The organism is Microbacterium paraoxydans (assembly GCF_900105335.1).
Classification (GTDB): Bacteria; Actinomycetota; Actinomycetes; order Actinomycetales; family Microbacteriaceae; genus Microbacterium; species Microbacterium paraoxydans.
In genome coordinates this window covers 3,424,224-3,446,865 of sequence record NZ_LT629770.1, presented here as the reverse complement: position 1 = coordinate 3,446,865, position 22,642 = coordinate 3,424,224, and the positions used below count along the sequence as shown (strand labels likewise).

Here is a 22,642-nt window from a genome sequence, read left to right as displayed (position 1 = left end):
TGGTCAGCGACGCCCCAGAGCATCGATGACCACACGCCGGGGTGCGCGGTCGCCGATCACGGACCACGCGCGTCCGGCGTCGGGTCGGGCGTACGGCGGGCGAGCGCGGATGCCGACGAGCTGACGCAGCTCGCTGGGCCGCTCCGCCCGGATGAGCACCTCCCCGTGCGACCGCACCCGCTGCCACAGCGCCCAGTGACGTTGCCAGCTCTCGGCATCGGCGACGAGCACGAGCGGCTTGCCGGTTCCTACCCGTCTCGGGACCCGCGGCCTGCACGTCCCACTCCGGGTGCGCCGAGGCCAGCGTCTCGACGACCGACGCCGCGCCCGGGGTGACAAGCGCCGTCACCTCCCCGGCCGGCGCCCAGGCCGGCACCCCCTCTCGAAGCGTGTGCACCGGCCGCACGGGCATGCGCTCGGTATCGACCCACGCGAACTGCATCTCCCGCTCCTCGAGCACTGCCCGCCCCGGCGGACGGTCGCGTCGGAAGGCCGCCAGCTCGCCACCGGCGGCGAGGTGCTCGACCCGGGTGGGCATCCGGAGCACCGCCCGTCGCGGAAGCGCATCGAACACGCGCGCCAGGGGGCCCACGGCCCGACTCGCCGCCAGCACCCAGGTGACGGCCACCTTCGACCGCACGAGGTGCTCCCAGCGCTGGACGAAGTCCTGACCGTCTTCGAGAGGCAGCGCCGCATGGAGAGCGTCGAGGTCGTCGGCGAGCACGACATCGGACGGAGCGGCGTCCCCCTCCGTCCACGCGAGGAGCTGATCGACGGCGCTCTCGAGGTCATCAGGGAACCACGTGCATTGCGAATACTGCGCGGCGATCACGCGCAGCGCTGCCGTCCTGCCGGTCCCCGGAGCGCCGAGCACGGCGATGCCGCGCTCGCGCCCCGGACGCAGGACCTCCAGCGGCTGTGCCTGGTGGTCGGGGTCGTCGGCGCGTCCGAGCACGATCAGGGGCCCCTCCTCGGTTCTCCTGTCGCCCGTCCTCGACCCGGCTCGCAGCGTCCCGAGCGGCAGGCACGTGGGGAGGGCCGGGTGCCACGGCGGTGCGGACCGGGTCGTTCCGGACCATCGCTCCTCGATGCGACGGATGTGCTCGTCATCCGCGAGCGCTGTGCGCACGGGGTGGGGCTCCTCGTCCTGGGGGCGTCGGAGCAGCGCCCGACCGCGCCCGTCCGCGCCTCCGGGCAGATCCGCCGCTCCCCCGGTCCCGATCACCGCTCGGCTGTCGGCGGCCTCCGCGACGCGGAGGCTGATCCGCAGCGGGCAGTTCGTCGCAAGAGAGTCGCGGATGACGCCGGCGGCACGCTGGGTGCCCAGGATCAGGTGCATGCCCAGCGCACGCCCCCGCGCCGCGACATCGGTGAAGACCGCCGCCAGCTCCGCGTGATCCTGCAGCAAGGCGGCGAACTCGTCGACGACGATGACCAGACGGGGCAGGTCGGTCTCGCGCACGTCCCGGGCGCCCATCGCGGCAAGGGCTGCCTCGCGACGCCGCATCTCGGCGGCGAGGCTGGCGACCCCGCGTCGCGCCTCCGTCTCGTCGAGGTCGGTGATGACACCGACCACCTGCGGCAGACCGCGCAACAGGTCGAAAGCCGTTCCTCCTTTGAAGTCCGCGAGGAGGAAGCTCACCCGGTCAGGGCCGTGTCCCGCGCAGACCGCGACGACCCAGCTGACGAGGAGCTCGCTCTTGCCCGTGCCCGTCATCCCCGTCACGATGGCATGCGGACCGTCCTCGACGATGTCGGCTCCCACGGGCGCGCCATCCCTCCCGGTGCCCAGCGCGACGTGGAGGCCCGGCCCCGCCGGCGGCTGCGGAAGGTCTCGCAGGGCTGTCGCGGTGACGGCGGGTCCCTCCCCGTCCCCCTCGCCGCACAGCTCCGCCGCGGCCGATGCCTGGGCGGACGAGAGGAACTCCACGGCGAGGTCGGCCTCGCCGTCCGCCGTCCGCAGCGTGGCCGCGCCCGGTTCCTCGATGTCGATCACCGTCGTGATGCCCTCCGGGACCTCGGCGCCGGACGGAACGGTCCAGATCACGGCATCCGCACCTGCCCCCGCCCCGCCGGCCGAACCGGAGGCGAGAGCGAGACGGAATCCGCCGCGTCGCGCCCGCTGCGCATGCGGAAGCGCTCGGAGCGCCCGGTCGCACCCCTCGTCGCCGACGAGGGACAGCACGCTCGGCGAGAAGCGCAGGCAGAGCTGGATCACGAGAGCGCGAGCTGCGGCCTGCACGAGCGGCTCCCGGCCGCGGAGACACACCCCGCGGCCGAGGGCGACGACCCACGGCGCATCCTCCAACACCGCGCAGCGGCGGCGGAAGGACTGAGCACGAGCGTCGTCACCGCCTTCGCAGCGCACCCCGCTCGCCCGGGAACCGCGTCCCACCACGAGCGAGGTGTCGTCGCCCGGTGGTCGGGCATCCCGGAACGGTCGCTCGCGGATGCAGGATGCCGCATCCGGATGACGGCGCTCCACCTGCGCCCGCTCCTGCGCGTGGCGACGATGCAACTCGGCCTCGATGTCGGCCCACGCGGTGCTCACCCTGAGCGCGTCGGCCTTCCGTTCCCGGCGGCGCCCCCGGGCCGTGTCGAGGAGAGAAGCGCCCAGCATCAAGGGACCGAGAGCCGCGAACCACAGCGCGTGCACCGCCCCCGTCGTCATCCAGAGCGCGAGGCCGGCCGCCACGGGGACGACCGCGGCGACGAGGGGAAGCGGGCGGCGGCGGAGCGGTGCCGATGCGGACGGCAGGAGCAGGGGCGAAGGGTCCATGCCCCCAGTGCATCCCGCCCCCGGCGCCGATGCGGCCTCTCCACAGGCTGCGCGGCGCTACTCCGCGGAGTCGTCGGATGGGGAGGAGGAGTCGTCGGGTTCGTCGACCTGCAGGACGATCACCGTGACGTTGTCGCGGCCCCCGTTGTCGAGTGCCGCGGCGAGCATCGCGTCGACGCTCTCGGCCGGGTCGGCGTGGGCCCGGAGGAAGTGCTGGATGCCATAGTCCGTGAGCTCTTTCGTGAGACCGTCGGAGCAGATGACGAACCGGTCTCCCGGGCGCACGTCGATGGTGATGTAGTCCGGCGCCGTGAGTTCGCTCGCGCCCACGGCACGGGTGATCACGTTGCTGTAGGGGTGTCCCTCGGCTTCTTCCGGGCTGAGCTTGCCGGCGGCGATGAGCTCCTGCACGACGGAGTGATCGGTCGTGACCTGCAGCAGCCGATCGTCGCGCAGGAGGTAGACGCGGGAATCGCCGATGTTCAGCGCCACCCAGTGCGGTTCGCCGTCGCGCTCTTCCAGGTACACACCGGTGAGCGTGGTACCCGTGCCCTCATCGGTGGTGTCGGGGTGCCCGGCGATGTCGTCCACGGCGAGAGCGAGCGCCTTCTCGATCGAAGACGGAGAGACCTCGTCGGCGTCCACCACCGCGCGCAGTCGGGTGACCGTGCTCTGACTGGCGATCTCGCCACCGGCGTGGCCACCCATGCCGTCCGCGACGATGAACAGCGGGTACTCGGCGAGCAGAGCGTCCTGATTCGTCTCCCGGCGTCGCCCCTGGTCGGTGACCCCGGCCCAGGACAGCAGTAACGGACGATGCGCAACCGTGACGGTGTGCGTCTTGGTCTCAGCCACGAACTGCCTCCGATGGACCTGCGGCGAATGGGGCGGGCGCAGGATACTCACACATCGTAGTGGAACTCGCTCTCCTGCTCCGCACCGGGGTCTCTGTGAACGGGGCGCGGGACGAAAGGAGGAGAGTGAACGGCCCTCCGGTGCGACGAGTCCATGTTTCCACGTTAGCGGCATGTCGGGGCGTGCCGGCACCACGGACGCGAAGAACCCCCGGTCCGGAGACCGGGGGCTCTTCCACCGTCGTCACGCAGGAGGCTGCGTGGGATCGTTCGGCGTGGTCGGCGGAGCCGGAGGCGCCGCAGGCGGAGCCGCCGGAGGCGCGGGAGGCGTGGTGGGCGGAGCCGCGGGCGGAGCCGGCGGAGTGGTGGGCGGCACCGGAGGGATCGGCGCTCCCGTCGCCGGAGCGGTCGGCGCGGCCGGCGGTGCGTAGCCCGGAGCGGCGGGCGGGGTGTACGGCTGCGTCGGAGGCGCGTACCCCTGCGGAGGGGTACCGTAGCCCTGCGGGGCACCGTACCCCTGGGGCGCGCCATAGCCCTGCTGCGGCGCGGCCGCGGCGGGCTGGACGGGGATGCCGTCCCAGACCCTGCGGTCGCCGAGGAATCCGTTGCCCGCCCACGGTGCCGGCTGGATGTTCGGGTTCCAGCGCGACTTGTCGAAGGCGTTGATGCCGAGCCAGACGACGGCGAGGAAGACGTAGAGGACGACCCAGACGGCGTCCTTCTGGAGCTTGAGACCCACGCGCCACGCGGCGATGGCCGAGAGCACCCCGAGGGCGAGCGAGAACAGGAAGCCGATGCCGATCCAGCTCAACAGCGCGGCACCCGCGATCCCGTAGAGGACGAGCCACGGGCTCAGGTCGCCGAGCTTGAAGAAGATCATGGAGTTGTAGACCGGCACCCAGGCGCGCCAGTTCCCCTGGACTCCGGCCTTCTGGAAGATCTTCATGTAGAAGAGCGACACCAGGACGTATCCGGCGACCGCGATCAGCAGAATGACGAAGAAGTAGGCGAAGAGCAGGCCGAGATAGCCCGCTCCGTAGTCGTCGTAACCCATGAGGCTCACATTCTCTGGTCAGGGGAGACGGCTTTCGTCCCCCACCACGAGACTCCCCGCCTCGCATTGGACATGGTAGCGGTGCGCCCAGGGGGCGGCAACGACCGCCGGAGGCGATTCGCCGGGCTCGGGGCGGGCGTCAGTCGGCGACGACCAGCTCGACCTCGCCGGGCACCGCACCGTCCCGGAGCACGACGTCATGCGCCTGGGCCCACCGCTGCAGGGCGCGAAGCGAACCCAGCCGCGGACGCTCCTCCGCCAGCGCCCGCACGAGCAGCCCCTTGCTCTTCTTGTTGAAGTGGTTCAGGGCTCTCCCCTGCTCCGTGACGACCCGCACGTACGCCGACGACACCGCGCTCGGAACCGGACCGAGCGCCGCGTAGGCCTCGCTGCGCAGATCGAGGACGAACGCCGGGGCGTCGGCCGCGATCGCCGCCGTCGTCGGATCGGCCCAGTGGCGGCGGAGCGGCGCCACTCCGGGCAGCGCCGTGCCGGCGGCGAGCCGATACGTCGGAATCCCGTCCAAGGCGGCGACGGGGCCGAACGGGGCGCTGTGGATCCACACATGGGCATCCAGCCAGCGCCGAGACGCGGTGGACAGCGACGCCGCGTCGAGGGCGTCGAACAGCACCCCGGTGTAGCGGTCCACCGCGGGCATCGTGGAGGAGGTCCGCAGGGCCCGGTTGTGCGCGACGTCTCCCCGCTGCCGCTCGCTGAGCTTGAGCACCCGCCGGGCGGCGTCCTCGTCGTCCGCGAGAGCGACGAGGGCGTCGATCACGGCATCCCGTTGGGGGGCGAGGCCGGGAAGAGCCAGCGCCGACACGTCCAGCGGCCCGCCGTCACCGCCCTCGCGCTTGGTCTCGGACGGCGGAAGCAGGATCTTCATAGCACCTCGGGGAAAAGAGACGCGTCCGCCTCGACACCCGGGCAGGGTGTCGAGGCGGACGCGATGTACAGGAGTGTCAGGAGATGAGTGCCGCGTTGCCGGCCACGATCGTCAGGACGTCGCCCTCCATGGAGAGGAATCCGTCCTGCGCGTTCGCCAGCACCTTGGCGCCATCCGTCTGGGTGATCCGGACCTGGCCCTCGGCGAGGATGGCCAGCACCGGCTCGTGACCGGACATGAAGCCGATCTCGCCCTCGACGGTCTTGGCGACCACGAGGCTCGCCTCTCCCGTCCAGACCTCCGCGTCGGCGGAGACGAGGCTGACGTGCAGCGCCATGGTCAGGCGTTCTCCTTCTGGATCTGCGCCCAGCGCTCCTCCACGTCGGAGATGCCACCGACGTTGAAGAAGGCCTGCTCGGCGACGTGGTCGAAGTCACCGCGGGTGATCGCATCGAACGACTCGATGGTCTCCTTCAGCGGCACGGTCGAGCCCTCGACGCCCGTGAACTTCTTCGCCATGTAGGTGTTCTGCGAGAGGAACTGCTGGATGCGACGTGCACGCGACACGACGATCTTGTCTTCCTCGGAGAGCTCGTCGACACCGAGGATGGCGATGATCTCCTGCAGCTCCTTGTTCTTCTGGAGGATCTGCTTGACCGTGGTGGCCACGCGGTAGTGGTCCTCGCCCAAGTAGCGGGGGTCCATGATGCGCGACGTCGAGGTCAGCGGGTCGATGGCCGGGTACAGACCCTTCGACGCGATCTCACGCGAGAGCTCGGTCGTCGCGTCGAGGTGCGCGAAGGTCGTGGCCGGAGCCGGGTCGGTGTAGTCGTCGGCCGGCACGTAGATCGCCTGCAGCGAGGTGATCGAGTGACCGCGCGTCGAGGTGATGCGCTCCTGGAGGAGGCCCATCTCGTCGGCGAGGTTCGGCTGGTACCCCACGGCGGAGGGCATGCGGCCCAGCAGCGTGGAGACCTCGGAACCGGCCTGCGTGAAGCGGAAGATGTTGTCGATGAAGAGCAGCACGTCCTGCTTCTGCACGTCACGGAAGTACTCCGCCATCGTCAGAGCCGACAGGGCGACGCGCAGACGCGTCCCCGGCGGCTCGTCCATCTGGCCGAAGACGAGGGCGGTCTTGTCGAAGACGCCCGCCTCCTCCATCTCGTGGATGAGGTCGTTGCCCTCACGGGTGCGCTCACCGACACCGGCGAACACCGACACACCACCGTGGTCCTGCGCGACGCGCTGGATCATCTCCTGGATGAGGACGGTCTTGCCGACGCCGGCACCACCGAAGAGACCGATCTTTCCACCCTGCACGTACGGGGTGAGGAGGTCGATCGACTTGATGCCCGTCTCGAACATCGTGGTCTTCGACTCGAGCTGGTCGAAGTTCGGGGCCTTGCGGTGGATGGGCCAGCGCTCCGTGACCTCGATGGTCTCACCGGGCTCGCCGTTGAGGACCTCGCCGATCACGTTGAAGACCTTGCCCTTGGTGATGTCACCGACGGGGACCGAGATGGCCTCACCGGTGTCACGCACCTCCTGACCGCGGACGATGCCGTCGGTCGGCTTCAGGGCGATGGCGCGGACCAGGTCGTCGCCGAGGTGCTGCGCGACCTCGAGCGTGATCTCGGTGGACTCCTCGCCGATCGTGATCGTCGTCTTCAGCGCGTTGTAGATGTCGGGGATCGAGTCGTGCGGGAACTCGATGTCGACAACCGGACCGTTGACGCGGGCGACGCGCCCGACGACCGCGGTCGCCGGCTGCTCAGCCGTGGCGGTGGTGGTCATTTCTTCGTCTCTTTCCTGAGGGTCTGTCAGCTCGATGCGAGAGCGTCGGCGCCACCGACGATCTCGGCGATCTGCTGGGTGATCTCGGCCTGACGCGCGTTGTTGCGCAGGCGGGTGTAGTCGGTGATGAGCTTGTCGGCGTTGTCGCTGGCCGACTTCATCGCCTTCTGCGTCGCGGCCTGCTTGGCGGCGGACGACTGCAGGAGGGCGTTGAAGACGCGGCTCTGGATGTACACCGGCAGGATCGCGTCGAGCACCGTCTCGGCGTCGGGCTCGAACTCGTACAGCGGGTAGACGGTGCTGCCCGCCTCCGAGTCGTCGGCCTCCGCGATCTCCAGCGGCAGCAGGCGCACGGACTCCGGCGACTGCGTCATCATGCTGACGAAGCGGTTGTACACGAGGTGGATCTCGTCGACGCCGCCGTCCTCTCCCCCACGGTTGAAGGCCTCGAGAAGCGTCTGCGAGATCTCCTCCGCCGTGTGGAACGAGGGGGTGTCGGTGTCGCCGGTCCACTCTGCAGCGGCCTCGATACGACGGAACTGGAAGTACCCGACGGCCTTGCGGCCCACGAGGTAGAACACCGGCTCCTTGCCCTGCTCGCGCAGGAGCTCCGCGACCTCGAGACCCTCACGGAGGATCTGCGAGTTGAAGGCTCCGGCGAGGCCGCGGTCCGACGAGAAGATCACGACCGCGGAGCGGCGGATCGTCTCGGGCTCGCGGGTGAGCGGGTGGTCGACGTTCGAGTGCGTCGCGACGGCGGACACGGCCCTCGTCACGGCCCGCGCGAAGGGGGTGGACGCCTTGACGCGTGCCATCGCCTTCTGGATGCGCGAAGCCGCGATGAGTTCCATCGCCTTCGTGATCTTCTTGGTCGTCTGAGCAGAAGAGATCTTCTGCTTGTAGACCCTGAGTTGAGCGCCCATGAATCAGTACCTCACGCGATTACGCGCGACGACCCTTGACGATCTTCTCCTGGTTGACGTCCTCGGCCTCGGCCGCAGCGTGCTCCTCGTGACCAGGGGCACCGATGGCGTGGCCCTTGCCGCCCCGGAACTCCAGGAGGAAGTTGTCGGTCTGCTTGTCGAGCTCGGCGACGGTGGCGTCGTCCAGCACGTTCGTCTCCCGAAGCGTGTCGAGCACCTTGGTGTTGCGACGCAGGTAGTCGAGCAGCTCGCGCTCGAAGCGGAGCACGTCCTCGACCTCGATCGAGTCGAGCTTGCCGTTGGTGCCGGCCCAGATCGAGACGACCTGCTCCTCCACCGGGTACGGCGAGTACTGCGGCTGCTTGAGCAGCTCGGTCAGACGGGCACCGCGCGAGAGCTGACGGCGCGACGCGGCGTCGAGGTCCGAGGCGAACATCGCGAACGCCTCGAGCGAGCGGTACTGCGCCAGCTCCAGCTTCAACGTTCCGGAGACCTTCTTGATCGACTTCACCTGGGCGTCACCACCGACACGCGACACCGAGATACCCACGTCGACCGCGGGACGCTGGTTGGCGTTGAAGAGGTCGGACTGGAGGAAGATCTGGCCGTCGGTGATCGAGATCACGTTGGTCGGGATGTACGCCGAGACGTCGTTCGCCTTGGTCTCGATGATCGGGAGACCCGTCATCGAGCCGGCACCGAGCTCGTCGGACAGCTTCGCGCACCGCTCGAGCAGACGCGAGTGCAGGTAGAAGACGTCACCAGGGTAGGCCTCGCGGCCCGGCGGGCGGCGGAGCAGCAGGGAGACGGCACGGTAGGCCTCGGCCTGCTTCGACAGGTCGTCGAAGATGATCAGGACGTGCTTGCCGCCGTACATCCAGTGCTGGCCGATGGCCGAACCGGTGTACGGAGCGAGGTACTTGAAGCCGGCGGGGTCGGACGCCGGAGCCGCCACGATGGTGGTGTACTCCAGAGCGCCGGCCTCCTCGAGCGCGCCCTTCACCGAAGCGATGGTCGAGCCCTTCTGACCGATGGCGACGTAGATGCAGCGGACCTGCTTGTTGACGTCGCCGGACTCCCAGTTGGCCTTCTGGTTGATGATCGTGTCGATCGCGATGGCCGTCTTGCCGGTCTGGCGGTCGCCGATGATGAGCTGGCGCTGGCCGCGGCCGACCGGGATCATCGCGTCGATGGCCTTGATGCCGGTCTGCATGGGCTCGTGGACCGACTTGCGCTGCATGACGCCCGGGGCCTGGAGCTCCAGCTCGCGGACACCCTCGGTCGCGATCGCGCCGAGGCCGTCGATCGGGTTGCCGAGCGGGTCGACGACGCGGCCGAGGTAGCCGTCACCGACCGGGACGGAGAGGACCTCACCCGTGCGGGTGACTTCCTGACCGGCCTCGATGCCGGTGAAGTCGCCGAGGACGACGACGCCGATCTCGTGCTCGTCGAGGTTCAGCGCGAGACCCTTGGTGCCGTCGGCGAAGGTCACGAGCTCGTTCGCCATGACGCCGGGAAGTCCCTCGACGTGAGCGATGCCGTCGGCGGCGTCGATGACGGTGCCGACCTCGGTCGCCGCGGCCCCGGTGGGCTCGTACGCGGCGGCGAAATCCTTCAGCGCGTCACGGATGACGTCGGGGCTGATCGATAGTTCTGCCATTGTCTTCCCTTTGTATCTGGGTGCGCGGTTCCCCGCGCGAAGTCGTGTTAGCCCGCGAGCTTCTGGCGAAGGTCGGCGAGTCGTGCGGAGATGCTGCCGTCGATGACGTCATCGGCGATCTGCACGCGCAGGCCTCCGACGACGGTGGGGTCGATGACGACGTTGAGGGACACCTGGCCGCCGTATCGCTGCGAGAGCGTCTGGCCGAGTCGCGTGCGCTGGGCGTCGCTGAGCTCGGTCGCGGTGTGCACCGTGGCCACGAGGCGGCCGCGCTGGCTCGAGACGATGCGCATCGCCCGGCTCAGCAGCTGCCGCACCCGGCGCTCGCGCGGCTGACGCACGAGGGACGTGACGATGAGGGCCGTCGGAGCGCTGGCGGAGGCGTCGGCGAGGAGACGCTCGACCAGGGTGGCCTTCGCGTCCTCTCCCCCGAGCCGGCTGCCGAGAGCGAGTTCGAGCTCCGGGTTCGCCGCGATCACGCGCGAGAAGCCGAAGAGCTCTCCCTCGATGTCCGCGCCGGGCTCGGCGCTGGTCGCCGCCCGGATCGCGAGCTCTTCGAGGCCGTCGATCAGCTCGGACGCGTTCGACCAGCGCTCGGCGACCGCGGTGCGCAGGATGCCCTGCGTCGCGGAGCCGTACTGCCCGAACACGGCGGACACGACGTTCTGCCGCGCCGTGGCCGGAGCCGAGGGGTCAGCCAGCGCGCCGCTCAGCTGAGACGATTCGCCCACGGCCCGCGCGGCCGCGAACAGCTCGCGCGCAGTCTCGAGGGTGATGTCCTTCGCTGCGGCAAGCGTCTGAGTGGATGCCGCGAGTGCCTGAGCGGTCGCGCTGCCCATTACGACTGCCCGCCCGGTACCTGAGCCTGTCGAAGGTCGGATGCTTCGAGATCGGCGAGGAAGCGGTCGACCACGGCGGCCGCGCGAGCGTCGTCGGAGAGCGTCTCGCCGACCACGCCGCCGGCGAGGTCGAGAGCGAGCGAGCCGACCTCGCTGCGCAGGGAGACGAGAGCCGTCTGGCGCTCGGCCTCGATCTGCGTGTGCGCGGTGGCGGTCAGACGCGCGGCCTCGCTGGCTGCGGTCTCCTTCGCCTCGGCGATGATCTTCTTGCCGTCCTCACGGGCGGCCTCACGGATCTCACCGGCCTCGGTGCGTGCCTCGGCGAGCTGCCGGGTGTACTCCTCGAGAGCCGCTTCCGCCTGCTTCTGCGCCTCATCGGCCTTGGCAATGTTGCCCTCGATGGCGGCGGACCGCTCGTCGAGCATCTTCGTCAGACGGGGAAGGGCGACCTTCCACACGACGGCGAGGATGATGAGGAACCAGAAGCCCGACCAGATGATGTCGTACCACGCGGGGATCAGCGGGTTGTTCGCCGCCTCACCCTCAGCCGCGAGGTTCGTGACAAGAGCGTTCAGCATCCTGTCTCCTTCAGAAGTCGGTGGGGATTACGGGAAGGGGATGAATCCGACGGCGATGCCGACGAACGCAAGCGCCTCGGTGAAGGCGATACCGATCCACATGAGGACCTGCAGGCGACCGGCCAGCTCGGGCTGACGGGCGACGCCCTCGATGGTCTTGCCGACCACGATGCCCACACCGATGGCCGGGCCGATGGCCGCGAGGCCGTAGCCGACCGCCGCGAGGTGGCCGTTGATTTCAGCGAGAACCGTAGTTGCGTCCACGGGTTTTTCCTTTCGTTGGGTGGGTGGGCTGTTGCCCGCCCGCTCAGTGCTCTTCTGCGACCGCGAGCTGGATGTAGACCGCGGTGAGGACGGTGAAGACGTAGGCCTGCAGGACGGCGACCAGGATCTCGAAGAGAGTGAAGGCGCCGCCGAAGGCGAGGGTTCCGATACCGAGGGCAGCCCAGCCGCCACCCGCGGTGAAGAAGAAGAACTGGGTCGCCGCGAAGCAGAGGACCAGGATCATGTGGCCGACGACGAGGTTCATCAGCAGTCGCAGGGTGAGGGTCACCGGGCGGATGATGAACGTCGAGATGAGCTCGATCGGCGTGACGATGAAGTAGACCGGCCACGGCACGCCCGACGGGAAGAGCGCGTTCTTGAAGAAGTTCTTCGGGCTCTTCTTGATACCGGCGTAGATGAACGTGACGTAGCTGACCACGGCGAGCGTGAGCGGCACCGCGATGATCGCCGTTCCCGGCATGTTCAGGAACGGGATGATGCCCGTGATGTTCATGAACAGCACCATGAAGAAGATCGTGGTGAGGATCGGCAGGAAGCGGTCGCCGTCCTTGCGGCCCAGCAGGTCGTGGGCGATGCCGCCGCGGACGAAGCCGAGGCCCATCTCGACGAGGCTCTGGAACCGGCCGGGCACGACCTTCATGCGGCGGGTGCCGAGCCAGAGGATCAGGACGACGGCGATCACCGAGAGCAACTGGATCAGGTGGATCCGGTTGACCGGGATGGGTCCGACGTGGAAGAGGATCTCCGGGAAGAACTCATCGATCGAAGGGCCGTGGAACTCGCCATCAGAGGACGCGAGTCGGGGGGTCAGGGTCGCAGCAAGATTAAACAGCGCGGGCTCCAGCTTCGGGGCACCGGTCAGAACCGGGGCGACGATGGTCGGTGTGCTACACAGCGCAAGCGCTCGCGGGCGAGCGGCGGGCACTCCTCAACACTATCAGAATCCAAGGGTGCCCTAAGACCGCGGGGCGGCGTCCGCCGGGCCGTCCGGAGCATCGTTCACCGCTCCCGGGGCGCGGTCCTCCGGTACTTCGGTGGGCAGCGTGGTGTCGCTGACGTTCGGCAGCCGCATCTGGGTGAGGACGACGACATCGATGATGAGGGACATCAGCACCCCGGCGACGATCGACAGGAAGAACACCATCGGCTCGATCCACGGCTGTCCGGCGAGCAGGATCATCACGACGACGAAGACCCCGAGCTTCAGCAGCCAGCCGCCGAGGACGATCGCGAAGAAGAGCTGCACGTAGAGCGGGTCGCCATACCACCGGTTGGCGATCAGGATGCTCAGCCCGGTGATGCCGAGGAACAGCGCGGCCAGGAGCACGCCGAGAAGGCCGCTCACGAGCCCCTCCCCCTGCGCGACCGCGAAGCCGATTCCGCCGGCGACGAGAGCCAGCACGACGGTTGCCACCGCCGACCAGACGAGCGTGCGACGCAGGATCGGGGTGCTGGAAACGGGGCTGGGACTCATCGGGGCTCCAGGGGGATCGGGTCGGGCGCAGCGCCCGCGGCGGTCTTGCGTCGGCGGGTGGGGCTCAGGGTGATGACGAGGCACGCGGCGATGCCGACGACCCCGAAGGCGACCCCGGGGAGGTACTGGCCGGGCCAGTCCTCACGGGCGCCGACGTACATCAGGAGGACGGCGAGGGAGATGACGGCCGTCCAGGCGTAGAAGATGAGGACCGCATCGCGGTCGCGGTGCCCGAGGTCGAGCATCCGGTGGTGCAGGTGCTTCCGGTCCGGGGAGAACGGCGAGCGGCCTGCGCTCATCCGACGCAGCACGGCGAGCCCGAAGTCGAGCAGCGGCAGGAGCACGACGAGCAGCGGAAGCAGGATGGGCAGGAAGGCGCCGATGAGCTGCGAGCGCCCGAGGCGCTCCGGATCCAGGGCGGACGGATCCATCTGCCCGGTGATCGCGATGGCCGAGGTCGCCATGAGCAGACCGATCACGAGCGCACCCGAGTCGCCCATGAAGAGCTTCGCCGGACTCCAGTTCAACGGCAGGAATCCGAGGCACGCGCCGATGAGGACCGCAGCGAGGAAGGTGGAGAGGTTGAAGTAGCTCGACGCGCCGGAGTCGCGCGTGAAGATGTACGAATAGGCGAAGAAGACCCCGTTGGAGATCAGGCAGACGCCGGCGACGAGGCCGTCCAGCCCGTCGATGAAGTTCACGGCGTTCATGACGATCACGATCGCGAACATCGTGATCGTGATGCTCAGCCAGCTCGACACCACGATGAGGTCGCCGAACGGCAGGGAGAGGATCTGCAGACCGCCGCCGACCGTGATGATGCCGGCGGCGAGGAACTGCGCGCCGAGCTTGATCATCCAGTCGATGTCCCAGAGATCGTCCATCACCCCGATCACGGCGATGAGGAGCGCGGCGGCGAGGATGGACCACGTGGTCTGCGGGGGCGTCCAGATGCTCTGGAAGAAGGGGTTGGCTGCCGAGACCGCGAAGGCGGCCACGATGCCGAGGAAGATCGCGACGCCGCCGAGGCGGGGTGTCGGCGTGGTGTGCACGTCGCGCTCGCGGATGCCGGGATACAGCTTGAAGCGCAGGCTCAACCGCCACACCGCCCACGTCAGCACGAAGGTGATCGCGGCGGTGACGATGATCGTGAAGAGGTACTGCTTCACGAATCCCCGTCCTGCGGCTCCGGCTCGAGCAGGTCGCCCAGGACCACGCGCAGCTGCTCCCTGGTCACGACGCCGTCCCGCAGTATCCGGACGACGCCCTCCTCGGTATCGGGGCCGCGGCGCACGAGAGAGGTCGCGTCGACGATCGTGGAGGCGACGCCGTTCCTGCTCATGCCGTCGTCCAGGTACACCGCGACGCTGTCGCCCAGCATCTTCTCCGCGTCGAGCGCGGAGATCGCCGCCGCCTTGCCGGTGAGGTTGGCGCTGGACACCGCGAGCGGTCCGGTCTCGGCCAACAGCTCGAGCACCACCCGGCCCTCGGGCATGCGGACGGCGACCGTGCCCTGGGTCTCCCCCAGATCCCACACCAGCGAGGGCTGCGCCGGCAGCACGATCGTGAGTCCCCCGGGCCAGAACGCGTCGACGAGACGCTGGACGGGCTCCGGAACAGCCTCCGCGAGGGCCGTCAGCGTCTCCTTCGTGCCGACGAGCACGGGCGGCGGCTGATTGCGGCCGCGACCCTTGGCATCCAGGAGACGCTGCACCGCGGGCGGCGAGAAGGCGTCGGCGGCGACGCCGTAGACGGTGTCGGTGGGGATGACGATGAGGTCGCCGCGGCCGATCGCCTGACGCGCATTGCGCATTCCGGCGAGCAGCTGCGCCTCGTCGCTGCAGTCGAAGATGGGGGACATGACGGTTCGATTCTACGCGGGGCGGGTTCGGGACGAGCTCGACGACTGCTGATCAGGGACGCACGGCGGTGGTGGCGCGATCGCGCAGCGTCAGATCGCGATGGGTGGCCGCGGCCCGCCAGCCGTCCGCCGCGAGCAGCTCCCGGATCGGAGCGCCCTGCAGTTCTCCGTGCTCGATCACGAGGGTTCCGCCGGATCTCAGCAGGCGCAGAGCCCTGGTGCTGAGCACCCGGACGACATCGAGCCCGTCCTCTCCGCCGTAGAGCGCGAGGGCGGGGTCGAACAGCCGGACCTCGGGGTCACGGGGGATCGCCTGTGCCGGCACGTAGGGCGGGTTCGAGATGACGACTGCTGCCGTACCGTCCAGTTCCGGGAACGCCTCCGCGAGGTCCGACAGCACGAGCGTGAGGTTCTCGACGCCCTCGACGTTGCGGCGGGCCCAGGCGTGCGCCTCCGGAGAGAGTTCTGCGGCGTAGACCCGCGCATGCGGCACCTCGGTCGCCATCGCGAGCGCGATCGCACCGCTCCCGGTGCCGAGATCGACGCCGATCGGGGAAGGATCGCCCGATCCCAGCAGAGCGTCGATCGCATACTGCACCACCGTCTCTGTCTCGGGACGCGGGACGAAGACGCCGGGACCGACCGCGAGCTCCAGGTGCCGGAACGGTGCCGTTCCCGTGAGATGCTGCAGCGGCTCCCTGCGCGCGCGGCGGGCGACGAGGGCGTCCAGCGCCGCCGCGTCGTCATCGTCGAGCCGGTCACCGCGGATCACCGCCGCCTGCACCTCTCCCCGGCGCTGTCCCCGGACGTGCCCGGCGAGCAGCTCCGCGTCGACGAGGGGGTCGGGCACGCCGGCGTCGGCGAGACGCTGCGCGGCGGCGCGCACGGCGGCGGCGAGGGAGAGGTCGGGCATGGCTCCAGCGTAGAGTGCGCAGCCGTCACAATGCCCCGTGCCCCATCGCGCTCGCCTAGGCTGGAGCGGCAGCGCACCCGCACAGGAAGGCTCCCCCATGTCCGGCATCCACCCCGACATCACCACCGCTTTCGGGAACACCCCGCTCGTCCGCCTCAACCGCGTGGCCGAGGGCCTCGGCGCCACCGTGCTCGCGAAGCTCGAGTACTACAACCCGGCGTCGAGCGTGAAGGACCGCATCGGCATCGCCATGATCAACGCGGCCGAGGCCGCCGGCGAGCTCTCCCCCGGCGGCACCATCGTGGAGTCGACGAGCGGCAACACCGGTATCGCCCTCGCCATGGTCGGCGCCGCCCGCGGCTACCGCGTCATCCTCACCATGCCCGCCTCGATGTCGAAGGAGCGCCGTGTGCTGCTCAAGGCCTTCGGCGCGGAGATCGTCCTCACCGACCCCACCAAGGGCATGAAGGGGGCCATCGAGGAGGTCAAGCGGATCGTCGACGAGACCCCCGGCGCCGTCTGGATCCGCCAGTTCGAGAACGCGGCGAACCCGCAGATCCACCGCGAGACCACGGCGCAGGAGATCCTCCGGGACACCGACGGCGCGGTCGACATCTTCATCGCCGGCGTCGGCACGGGCGGCACCGTCACCGGCACCGGGCAGGCGCTGAAGGCGGCGAAGCCCGAGGTCCAGGTCATCGCCGTGGAGCCCAAGGACTCCCCCGTCCTGACCGAGGGGCACCCCGGACCGCACAAGATCCAGGGCATCGGCCCGAACTTCGTGCCCGATGTGCTCGACCGCGACGTGCTCGACGAGATCATCACGGCGGAGTTCGAGGACTCCCTGCGCGTGGCCCGAGAGCTCGCCGCGAAGGAGGGACTGCTGGTCGGCATGTCCTCCGGCGCCGCCGTCTCGGCCGCGCTGACCGTCGCCGCGCGCCCGGAGAACGCCGGCAAGACCATCGTCGTGATCATCCCGGACACCGGCGAGCGGTACCTCTCCACCGCCCTGTTCGAGGATCTGCGCGAGGACTGAGGTCGTCGATGGGCATGATCGGGCGAATGCGCGAGGACATCGCCGCCGCGCGCCTTCGCGATCCGGCCGCGCGCAGCGCGATCGAGGTGGCTCTGCTCTACCCCGGCCTGCATGCTGTCTGGGCGCACCGCGTCTCCCACGCGCTGTGGCGGCGACGCTTCCGACTCCTCGCCCGTGCCGGGTCACAGGTGTCCCGCTGGCTGACCGGCGTCGAGATCCACCCGGGAGCCCGGATCGGCCGGCGCTTCTTCATCGACCACGGCATGGGCGTCGTGATCGGCGAGACCGCGGAGATCGGCGATGACGTGCTCATGTACCACGGTGTGACCCTCGGCGGTCGGACACGGGACGTCGGCAAGCGGCACCCCACCCTGCAGGACGGCGTCGCCGTGGGCGCGGGGGCGAAGATCCTCGGCCCCGTCACGGTCGGCGCCCGCTCGGTGGTGGGTGCCAACGCCGTGGTCACGAAGGACGCACCCGCCGACAGCGTGCTCGTGGGCGTGCCGGCGAAGCCGCGCCAGCGGAGCGCTGGTGAGGACACCAGAGCCCTGCTGACCGCCCCGGACTACTCCATCTGACGCGCCGCCCGGCGACCGGCGTTCTTCGTCACTGCGCGACGAAGAACGGGACGGCGCCGACCAGGATGCCGATCCCCAGCATCACGAGTGACACGATGACCGCGCGCCACAGCACCTTGCGGTGGTGGTCTCCGAGGTTCACCCCGGCGAGGGAGACGAGCAGCAGGATCGCGGGCACGAGCGGGCTCTGCAGGTGCACCGGCTGTCCGGTGATCGAGGCCCTGGCCATCTCGACCGGATCGATGCCGAAGTTCGCGGCGCTCTGCGCGAGCACCGGGAGGATCCCGAAGTAGAAGGCGTCGTTCGACATGAAGAACGTGAACGGGATCGACAGCACGCCCGTGATCGGAGCGAGGAAGGGGCCGAGCGCGGGCGGCAGCACGTTCGTGATCCAGGTCGCCATGGCGTCGACCATGCCGGTGCCGGAGAGGACTCCCACGAGGACGCCGGCCGCGATGACCATCGACACGACGCCGACGATGCTCGGGGCGTGCGCGACGATCTCGGCCGCCTGCTCCTTGATGCCGCGGAAGTTGACGACGAGGGCGATGCCCGCGCCGACCATGAACACGTAGGGCAACGGCAGGATGTCGATCACCAGGAGCACCATGACCGCGACGGTCAGGAGGAGGTTGAACCAGATCAGCCGCGGACGCAGGGTCGGCCGGGCCGGGTCCAGCATGGTGTCGGCCATCGCCGTGTCCGCGGGGTCGACGCTCCCGGCGGCGACCGGAGCGTGTCCGCCGGCGACGACGACGAGATTGCCGGTGCGCAGCGAGGCGCGCGCGCCCGGCTTGAGCTCGGCGCCGCGGAAGATCCGGGGCACCGAGGAGAGGACGCCGCCGTCGGCTCCGGTGAGCCTGCCGTCCGCGTCGATCCGTCCCAGGCGCCGCCGCTCCCCCAGGCCGAGGAGCCAGGCGAAGCCGAGCGTCACGACGATGCCTGCGCCCAGAGCGGGGAGCATCGGCACGAAGATCTCCGTCGGCTGCACACCGAGCGCGGTCGCGGCGCGCACGGTCGGGCCGCCCCACGGGACGATGTTGAGCGTGCCGTTCATGAGTCCGGCGACGCAGGTGAGGACGACGGGGCTCATGCCGAGGCGCAGGTAGATGGGCAGCATCGCGGAGGTCGTGATGATGAACGTCGTCGAGCCGTCGCCGTCGAGGGACACCGCGCCCGCGAGGATCGCCGTCCCGAGCACCACCTTTGCGGGGTCGTCACCGAGCACCCGCGTGATCAGCCGGATGAGAGGGTCGAAGAGTCCGACGTCGATCATGATGCCGAAGAACATGATCGCGAACATCAGCAGCGCCGCCGTGGGCGCCATGGTGCCGATCGAGTCGAGGATCATGTCGCCGAGCCCGAGCCCCGCTCCCGCGAAGAGCCCGAAGGCGGTCGGCACCAGGATCAGGGCCACCATCGGGGTGAGGCGCTTGGTCATGATCAGCGTCATGAACACGAGGACCATCGTGAAGCCGAGGATGACGAGCACGCCCTCCGGCGGCACGAAGGCCACGTCGTAGGTCGGTGCCTCCTCCTCGGCGGCAGCGATCAGCGCGGTCGATGCGTGGAACATGCGTGACTCCTTCGTCGTCGCTCCGTCATCGCTGACGGATCCTGACGAGGCTAGGGAATCCGCGGACGCGGAGCGCGGTATGCCGCATAACCGCGCCTTGTGCGCGTACCGTGACTTCTGCGCATATTGCGCGATGGGAGGAGGTGGCGATGGCCCCGCGGAGACGGGTCCGGTTCGCGACCCGCGCGCTGCTGCTCCACCTCGCGGCCGTCGCCCTGGTCGTGACGCTGTGCACGGGCGTGTACCTCGCCCTCGCGGTTCAGCAGTTGCGCGCCGAGGCGGAGTCGACCGCGCTCGGCATCGCGAGGACCCTGGCCGAGGATGCGCAGGTGCGGGCGGCGGTCGCCGCCGTCTCCGCCTCGGACGACGAGCCGGACGCGGAGGCGCTGCGCGACGGAGACCTGCAGCAGATCGCCACGGACGTCATGGCCCGCACCGGGGCCCTGTTCGTCGTCATCACGGATGATGAAGGCATCCGTCTTGCTCATCCCCTGCCGTCCCGGATCGGCGAGGTGGTGAGCACCCCCTTCGCCGCGGTGCTGGCGGGCCACGAGGTGGTCGACTGGCAGACCGGCACGCTCGGCGAGTCCGCCCGCGCGAAGGTGCCGGTGCGCGACGACTCCGGCACGCCGGTCGGCGAGATCAGCGTCGGGTTCGAGCGCGCGGGTGTGTTCGACGACCTGCCTCCCCTACTCGCCGCTCTCGGTCTCACCGCCGCCGGCGCGCTCGCCCTCGCCCTCCTGACCTTCCTCCTCCTGCGCCGCCGCTGGGAACGGTTGACCATCGGCGTGCAGCCCGAGGAGCTGGTCGCCCTCGTGCAGAATCAGACTGCGGTGCTCGACGGCGTCGGCGACGGCGTGCTCGCGGTCGATCAGGACGGTGTCGTGCGCGTGAGCAATGCGGCGGCGGACCGGCTCCTCGGGCTTCACGATCCGGTCGGCCACACCGTGGACGCGCTCCCGCTCCCGCCGGTCGTGCGGGATACCGCCACCGGGGCTCGCGACCGTGCGGAGGCCGTCGTCGGCGACCGGATGCTGTACCTCGAGTCGCGCGCGGTGCGACGCGACGGGCGCGCGCTCGGCGAGGTGCTGATCGTGCGCGACCGCACCGACCTCATCGCCCTGACCGAGCGGCTGGAAGCCGTCCGGACGATGACCTCCGCGCTGCGTGTCCAGCGCCACGAGTTCGCGAACCGCCTTCATGTGGCCGCGGGCCTCATCGACGCCGGTCGTGTCGACGACGCCAGGGCATTCCTCGACGAGCTGGTGAGCCGCGGTCCGGTGGCGTTCCCCGTCACCGGACTCGACCTCGTGCGCGACCCGTTCCTGCACGCCTTCCTCGGAGCCAAGGGCGTCGAGGCCGCCGAACGGGGCGTCGCCCTGCGGATCGGAGACGAGACTCAGCTGATCGGCACCGTCCGCCGGGCCGAGGACGTGGCGAGCGTGCTCGGCAACCTCGTCGACAACGCGGTCGTGGCCGCCGTCGCGGGCACGCGGGAGCCGCGGTGGGTGGACGTCTCCGTGCTGAGCGACGGTGACGCGCTCATCGTCACCGTGGCCGACTCCGGCGACGGTCTGCGCGAGCCCGACCCGCGGACGAGCACCGTCGAGGACGGAAGCGACGACCCGGTGCACGGGCACGGCATCGGTCTGCCGCTCGCGACGGAGATCGCTCGCCGCAGCGGAGGCGACCTCTGGATCATCGACCCCGGCGGTCCCGGCCACGGCGCGGTGTTCGCCGCCCGCCTCGGGGATGCCGTCGACCCCGCTCCGCGTGTCCCGAAGGAGGACCCATGACCGAACCGCTGCGCGCGCTCATCCTCGACGACGACTTCCGGGTGGCCGATCTGCACCGGACGATCGTGGACGACCACCCCGGGTACGCCGTGACCGGGACCGCGCGGTCCTGCGCCGAGGCACGCGACCTCGTGCGCTCGACACGCCCCGATGTCCTGCTCGCCGACGTCTATCTCCCCGACGGCGACGGCATCGGGCTCGTCCGCGAGGCCAGCGTCGACGCGATCCTCATCTCCGCCGCGGACGACGCCCCCACGGTACGACGGGCGCTGCGGACCGGCGCCGTCGGCTACCTCGTGAAGCCCTTCGAGCGCCGTGCCCTCACCGGGCTCCTCGACCGATACACCCGCTACCGCAATCTGCTCGCGGGCGATCGTGCGCTCACGCAGGAGGACGTGGACCGCGCGCTGGCGATCCTGCACGGGGGCGGCGAGCCAGTCTCCCTGTCGCGTTCGGCAACCGAGCAGCGCGTGCTCGAGGCGCTCGGGGCCGACGAGGCCTCCGCCGCGGAGGTCGCCGAACGGGTCGGCATCTCCCGCGCCACGGCGCGACGGCACCTCGCCGCTCTCGCCGCGCGGACCATCGTCGAGGTGCGGTTGCAGTACGGGTCGACCGGGCGTCCCGAGCACCGGTACGCCGCGCGCACCTGACGCCGTCGCGGCGGCCGCTCAGCCCTCGGAGCCGACGGCGGCGAGACGCGCCTCCTCGTCGGCGGCGATGGCGCTCTCGATGATGGGGTCGAGCGCACCGTCCATGACCTGATCGAGGTTGTACGCCTTGAACCCGGTGCGGTGATCCGCGATCCGGTTCTCGGGGAAGTTGTACGTGCGGATGCGCTCCGAACGGTCCATGCCGCGAATCTGCGACTTGCGTGCGTCGGAGGCCGCCGCATCGAGCTCCTCCTGCTGCTTGGCGAGCAGTCGGGCGCGCAGCACGCGCATCGCCGCCTCGCGGTTCTGCAGCTGCGACTTCTCGTTCTGCATCGACACGACGATCCCGGTGGGCACGTGCGTGATGCGGACAGCGGAGTCGGTGGTGTTCACCGACTGCCCGCCGGGTCCCGATGAGCGGAACACGTCGATCTTCAGATCGTTCTGATCGATCTGGATCTCCTCGGGCTCGTCCACCTCGGGGAACACGAGCACGCCGGTCGTCGAGGTGTGGATGCGCCCCTGCGACTCCGTCGCGGGAACCCGCTGCACGCGGTGCACGCCGCCCTCGTACTTCAGATGCGCCCAGACGCCCTGCGCGGGGTCGGACGACGAGCCCTTGATCGCGACCTGCACGTCCTTGTAGCCGCCGAGGTCGGACTCGTTGCGCTCGAGCAGCTCGGTCTTCCACCCCTTCGACGCGGCGTACTGCACGTACATGCGCAGCAGATCCGCGGCGAAGAGGGCCGACTCCGCGCCGCCCTCCCCCGCCTTGATCTCCATGATCACGTCGCGGGCGTCGTCCGGGTCGCGCGGGATGAGAAGGCGCCGCAGACGCTCCTGCGCCGCCTGCACGCCCTCTTCGAGGGCGGGGATCTCCGCGGCGAACGCTTCGTCCTCACGGGCCAGTTCCCGCGCCGCCTCGAGATCGTCGACGGCCCCCGTCCACGCCTCGTGCGCCGCGACGATGCGCGACAGTTCGGCGTACCGACGGTTGACGCGCTTGGCGCGCGCCGCGTCGGCGTGCACCGCCGGGTCGGAGAGCTCCTCCTGGACCCGGCGATGCTCGCCGATCAGAGTCTGGACGGACTCGAACACGTCGGACC

At 70.0% G+C, this 22,642-nt stretch carries 21 protein-coding genes and 1 pseudogene; 4 read left to right on the top strand and 18 right to left on the bottom strand.

Features of this window, described 5'->3' with window-relative positions; all coding sequences use genetic code 11:
- Positions 1–1,465: 1,465 nt before the first annotated feature.
- The 16 genes and pseudogenes from BLU02_RS17825 to prmC form a co-directional block, all read right to left on the bottom strand.
- Positions 1,466–2,620, bottom strand: a pseudogene (locus BLU02_RS17825) (FtsK/SpoIIIE domain-containing protein); the annotation flags it as partial.
- Between the two features lie 216 nt (positions 2,621–2,836).
- Complete coding sequence (locus BLU02_RS16680) at positions 2,837–3,634, bottom strand: PP2C family protein-serine/threonine phosphatase (protein WP_060922105.1); 798 nt, start codon at positions 3,632–3,634, stop codon at positions 2,837–2,839.
- Between the two features lie 243 nt (positions 3,635–3,877).
- Positions 3,878–4,687: a DUF4794 domain-containing protein gene (locus tag BLU02_RS16675; protein WP_083371062.1), complete on the bottom strand. Its 810-nt coding sequence runs from the start codon at positions 4,685–4,687 to the stop codon at positions 3,878–3,880.
- Between the two features lie 139 nt (positions 4,688–4,826).
- On the bottom strand, positions 4,827–5,573 hold the full coding sequence (locus BLU02_RS16670) for a YaaA family protein (protein ID WP_060922503.1): 747 nt from the start codon (positions 5,571–5,573) through the stop codon (positions 4,827–4,829).
- Positions 5,574–5,649: 76 nt separating this feature from the next.
- The gene (locus BLU02_RS16665) at positions 5,650–5,910 is read right to left on the bottom strand and encodes a F0F1 ATP synthase subunit epsilon (protein WP_025103153.1); all 261 of its coding nucleotides are present in this window, start codon (positions 5,908–5,910) and stop codon (positions 5,650–5,652) included.
- Positions 5,911–5,912: 2 nt separating this feature from the next.
- On the bottom strand, positions 5,913–7,367 hold the full coding sequence (atpD, locus tag BLU02_RS16660) for a F0F1 ATP synthase subunit beta (protein ID WP_025103152.1): 1,455 nt from the start codon (positions 7,365–7,367) through the stop codon (positions 5,913–5,915).
- 26 nt (positions 7,368–7,393) lie between these two features.
- Positions 7,394–8,290: a F0F1 ATP synthase subunit gamma gene (locus tag BLU02_RS16655; protein ID WP_025103151.1), complete on the bottom strand. Its 897-nt coding sequence runs from the start codon at positions 8,288–8,290 to the stop codon at positions 7,394–7,396.
- Between the two features lie 19 nt (positions 8,291–8,309).
- On the bottom strand, positions 8,310–9,950 hold the full coding sequence (gene atpA / locus BLU02_RS16650) for a F0F1 ATP synthase subunit alpha (RefSeq protein WP_060922504.1): 1,641 nt from the start codon (positions 9,948–9,950) through the stop codon (positions 8,310–8,312).
- 47 nt (positions 9,951–9,997) lie between these two features.
- Positions 9,998–10,789: a F0F1 ATP synthase subunit delta gene (locus BLU02_RS16645; RefSeq protein ID WP_060922505.1), complete on the bottom strand. Its 792-nt coding sequence runs from the start codon at positions 10,787–10,789 to the stop codon at positions 9,998–10,000.
- Positions 10,789–11,367 carry a F0F1 ATP synthase subunit B gene (locus tag BLU02_RS16640; RefSeq protein ID WP_060922506.1) on the bottom strand — a complete coding sequence of 193 codons (579 nt, stop codon included), beginning with the start codon at positions 11,365–11,367 and terminating at the stop codon, positions 10,789–10,791. Before BLU02_RS16640 ends, BLU02_RS16645 begins: the two co-directional genes overlap by 1 nt.
- Positions 11,368–11,394: 27 nt before the next feature.
- Positions 11,395–11,631, bottom strand: coding sequence for an ATP synthase F0 subunit C (gene atpE, locus BLU02_RS16635; protein ID WP_025103147.1), 237 nt, complete (start codon positions 11,629–11,631; stop codon positions 11,395–11,397).
- 43 nt (positions 11,632–11,674) lie between these two features.
- Positions 11,675–12,463, bottom strand: a complete 789-nt coding sequence (atpB, locus tag BLU02_RS16630; protein ID WP_036292497.1) for a F0F1 ATP synthase subunit A — start codon at positions 12,461–12,463, stop codon at positions 11,675–11,677.
- Positions 12,464–12,607: 144 nt separating this feature from the next.
- Positions 12,608–13,126, bottom strand: coding sequence for a Cg1360 family ATP-synthase-associated protein (locus BLU02_RS16625; protein ID WP_060922507.1), 519 nt, complete (start codon positions 13,124–13,126; stop codon positions 12,608–12,610).
- A complete protein-coding gene (locus BLU02_RS16620; protein ID WP_060922508.1) occupies positions 13,123–14,295 on the bottom strand; it encodes an MraY family glycosyltransferase in 1,173 nt (390 codons plus the stop codon). The genes BLU02_RS16625 and BLU02_RS16620 overlap by 4 nt, the downstream gene beginning before the upstream one ends.
- Positions 14,292–14,987, bottom strand: a complete 696-nt coding sequence (locus tag BLU02_RS16615; protein ID WP_060922509.1) for an L-threonylcarbamoyladenylate synthase — start codon at positions 14,985–14,987, stop codon at positions 14,292–14,294. The genes BLU02_RS16620 and BLU02_RS16615 overlap by 4 nt, the downstream gene beginning before the upstream one ends.
- A gap of 52 nt (positions 14,988–15,039) precedes the next feature.
- Complete coding sequence (gene prmC, locus BLU02_RS16610) at positions 15,040–15,900, bottom strand: peptide chain release factor N(5)-glutamine methyltransferase (protein WP_060922510.1); 861 nt, start codon at positions 15,898–15,900, stop codon at positions 15,040–15,042.
- Between the two features lie 97 nt (positions 15,901–15,997).
- Between prmC and cysK the strand changes: the two genes are divergently transcribed.
- Together cysK and epsC are read left to right on the top strand one after the other, a co-directional pair.
- Positions 15,998–16,936 carry a cysteine synthase A gene (gene cysK / locus BLU02_RS16605; RefSeq protein ID WP_060922511.1) on the top strand — a complete coding sequence of 313 codons (939 nt, stop codon included), beginning with the start codon at positions 15,998–16,000 and terminating at the stop codon, positions 16,934–16,936.
- 8 nt (positions 16,937–16,944) lie between these two features.
- Positions 16,945–17,514, top strand: a complete 570-nt coding sequence (gene epsC / locus BLU02_RS16600) for a serine O-acetyltransferase EpsC (protein WP_060922512.1) — start codon at positions 16,945–16,947, stop codon at positions 17,512–17,514.
- 28 nt (positions 17,515–17,542) lie between these two features.
- Here the strand turns inward: epsC and BLU02_RS16595 are convergent, their stop codons facing one another.
- Positions 17,543–19,090 carry a CitMHS family transporter gene (locus BLU02_RS16595; RefSeq protein ID WP_060922513.1) on the bottom strand — a complete coding sequence of 516 codons (1,548 nt, stop codon included), beginning with the start codon at positions 19,088–19,090 and terminating at the stop codon, positions 17,543–17,545.
- 149 nt (positions 19,091–19,239) lie between these two features.
- On the opposite strand from BLU02_RS16595, the gene BLU02_RS16590 reads away from it, so the two are divergent.
- Entirely contained in the window at positions 19,240–20,886 is a 1,647-nt protein-coding gene (locus BLU02_RS16590) for a sensor histidine kinase (RefSeq protein ID WP_060922514.1), read from the top strand.
- On the top strand, positions 20,883–21,536 hold the full coding sequence (locus BLU02_RS16585) for a response regulator (protein ID WP_060922515.1): 654 nt from the start codon (positions 20,883–20,885) through the stop codon (positions 21,534–21,536). Before BLU02_RS16590 ends, BLU02_RS16585 begins: the two co-directional genes overlap by 4 nt.
- 18 nt (positions 21,537–21,554) lie before the next feature.
- On the opposite strand, the gene prfA is transcribed toward BLU02_RS16585, so the two are convergent.
- Entirely contained in the window at positions 21,555–22,634 is a 1,080-nt protein-coding gene (prfA, locus tag BLU02_RS16580) for a peptide chain release factor 1 (protein WP_060922516.1), read from the bottom strand.
- Positions 22,635–22,642: the final 8 nt, after the last annotated feature.

What these genes read in the sequence shown, in the direction of transcription:
- BLU02_RS16675 (WP_083371062.1), bottom strand. Translation starts at nt 4,687, where the DNA reads ATGGGTTACGACGACTACGGAGCGGGCTATCTCGGCCTGCTCTTCGCC.
- BLU02_RS16670 (WP_060922503.1), bottom strand. Translation starts at nt 5,573, where the DNA reads ATGAAGATCCTGCTTCCGCCGTCCGAGACCAAGCGCGAGGGCGGTGAC.
- BLU02_RS16665 (WP_025103153.1), bottom strand. Translation starts at nt 5,910, where the DNA reads ATGGCGCTGCACGTCAGCCTCGTCTCCGCCGACGCGGAGGTCTGGACG.
- atpD (WP_025103152.1), bottom strand. Translation starts at nt 7,367, where the DNA reads ATGACCACCACCGCCACGGCTGAGCAGCCGGCGACCGCGGTCGTCGGG.
- BLU02_RS16655 (WP_025103151.1), bottom strand. Translation starts at nt 8,290, where the DNA reads ATGGGCGCTCAACTCAGGGTCTACAAGCAGAAGATCTCTTCTGCTCAG.
- atpA (WP_060922504.1), bottom strand. Translation starts at nt 9,950, where the DNA reads ATGGCAGAACTATCGATCAGCCCCGACGTCATCCGTGACGCGCTGAAG.
- BLU02_RS16645 (WP_060922505.1), bottom strand. Translation starts at nt 10,789, where the DNA reads ATGGGCAGCGCGACCGCTCAGGCACTCGCGGCATCCACTCAGACGCTT.
- BLU02_RS16640 (WP_060922506.1), bottom strand. Translation starts at nt 11,367, where the DNA reads ATGCTGAACGCTCTTGTCACGAACCTCGCGGCTGAGGGTGAGGCGGCG.
- BLU02_RS16625 (WP_060922507.1), bottom strand. Translation starts at nt 13,126, where the DNA reads ATGAGTCCCAGCCCCGTTTCCAGCACCCCGATCCTGCGTCGCACGCTC.
- BLU02_RS16615 (WP_060922509.1), bottom strand. Translation starts at nt 14,987, where the DNA reads ATGTCCCCCATCTTCGACTGCAGCGACGAGGCGCAGCTGCTCGCCGGA.
- prmC (WP_060922510.1), bottom strand. Translation starts at nt 15,900, where the DNA reads ATGCCCGACCTCTCCCTCGCCGCCGCCGTGCGCGCCGCCGCGCAGCGT.
- cysK (WP_060922511.1), top strand. Translation starts at nt 15,998, where the DNA reads ATGTCCGGCATCCACCCCGACATCACCACCGCTTTCGGGAACACCCCG.
- epsC (WP_060922512.1), top strand. Translation starts at nt 16,945, where the DNA reads ATGGGCATGATCGGGCGAATGCGCGAGGACATCGCCGCCGCGCGCCTT.
- BLU02_RS16595 (WP_060922513.1), bottom strand. Translation starts at nt 19,090, where the DNA reads ATGTTCCACGCATCGACCGCGCTGATCGCTGCCGCCGAGGAGGAGGCA.
- BLU02_RS16590 (WP_060922514.1), top strand. Translation starts at nt 19,240, where the DNA reads ATGGCCCCGCGGAGACGGGTCCGGTTCGCGACCCGCGCGCTGCTGCTC.
- BLU02_RS16585 (WP_060922515.1), top strand. Translation starts at nt 20,883, where the DNA reads ATGACCGAACCGCTGCGCGCGCTCATCCTCGACGACGACTTCCGGGTG.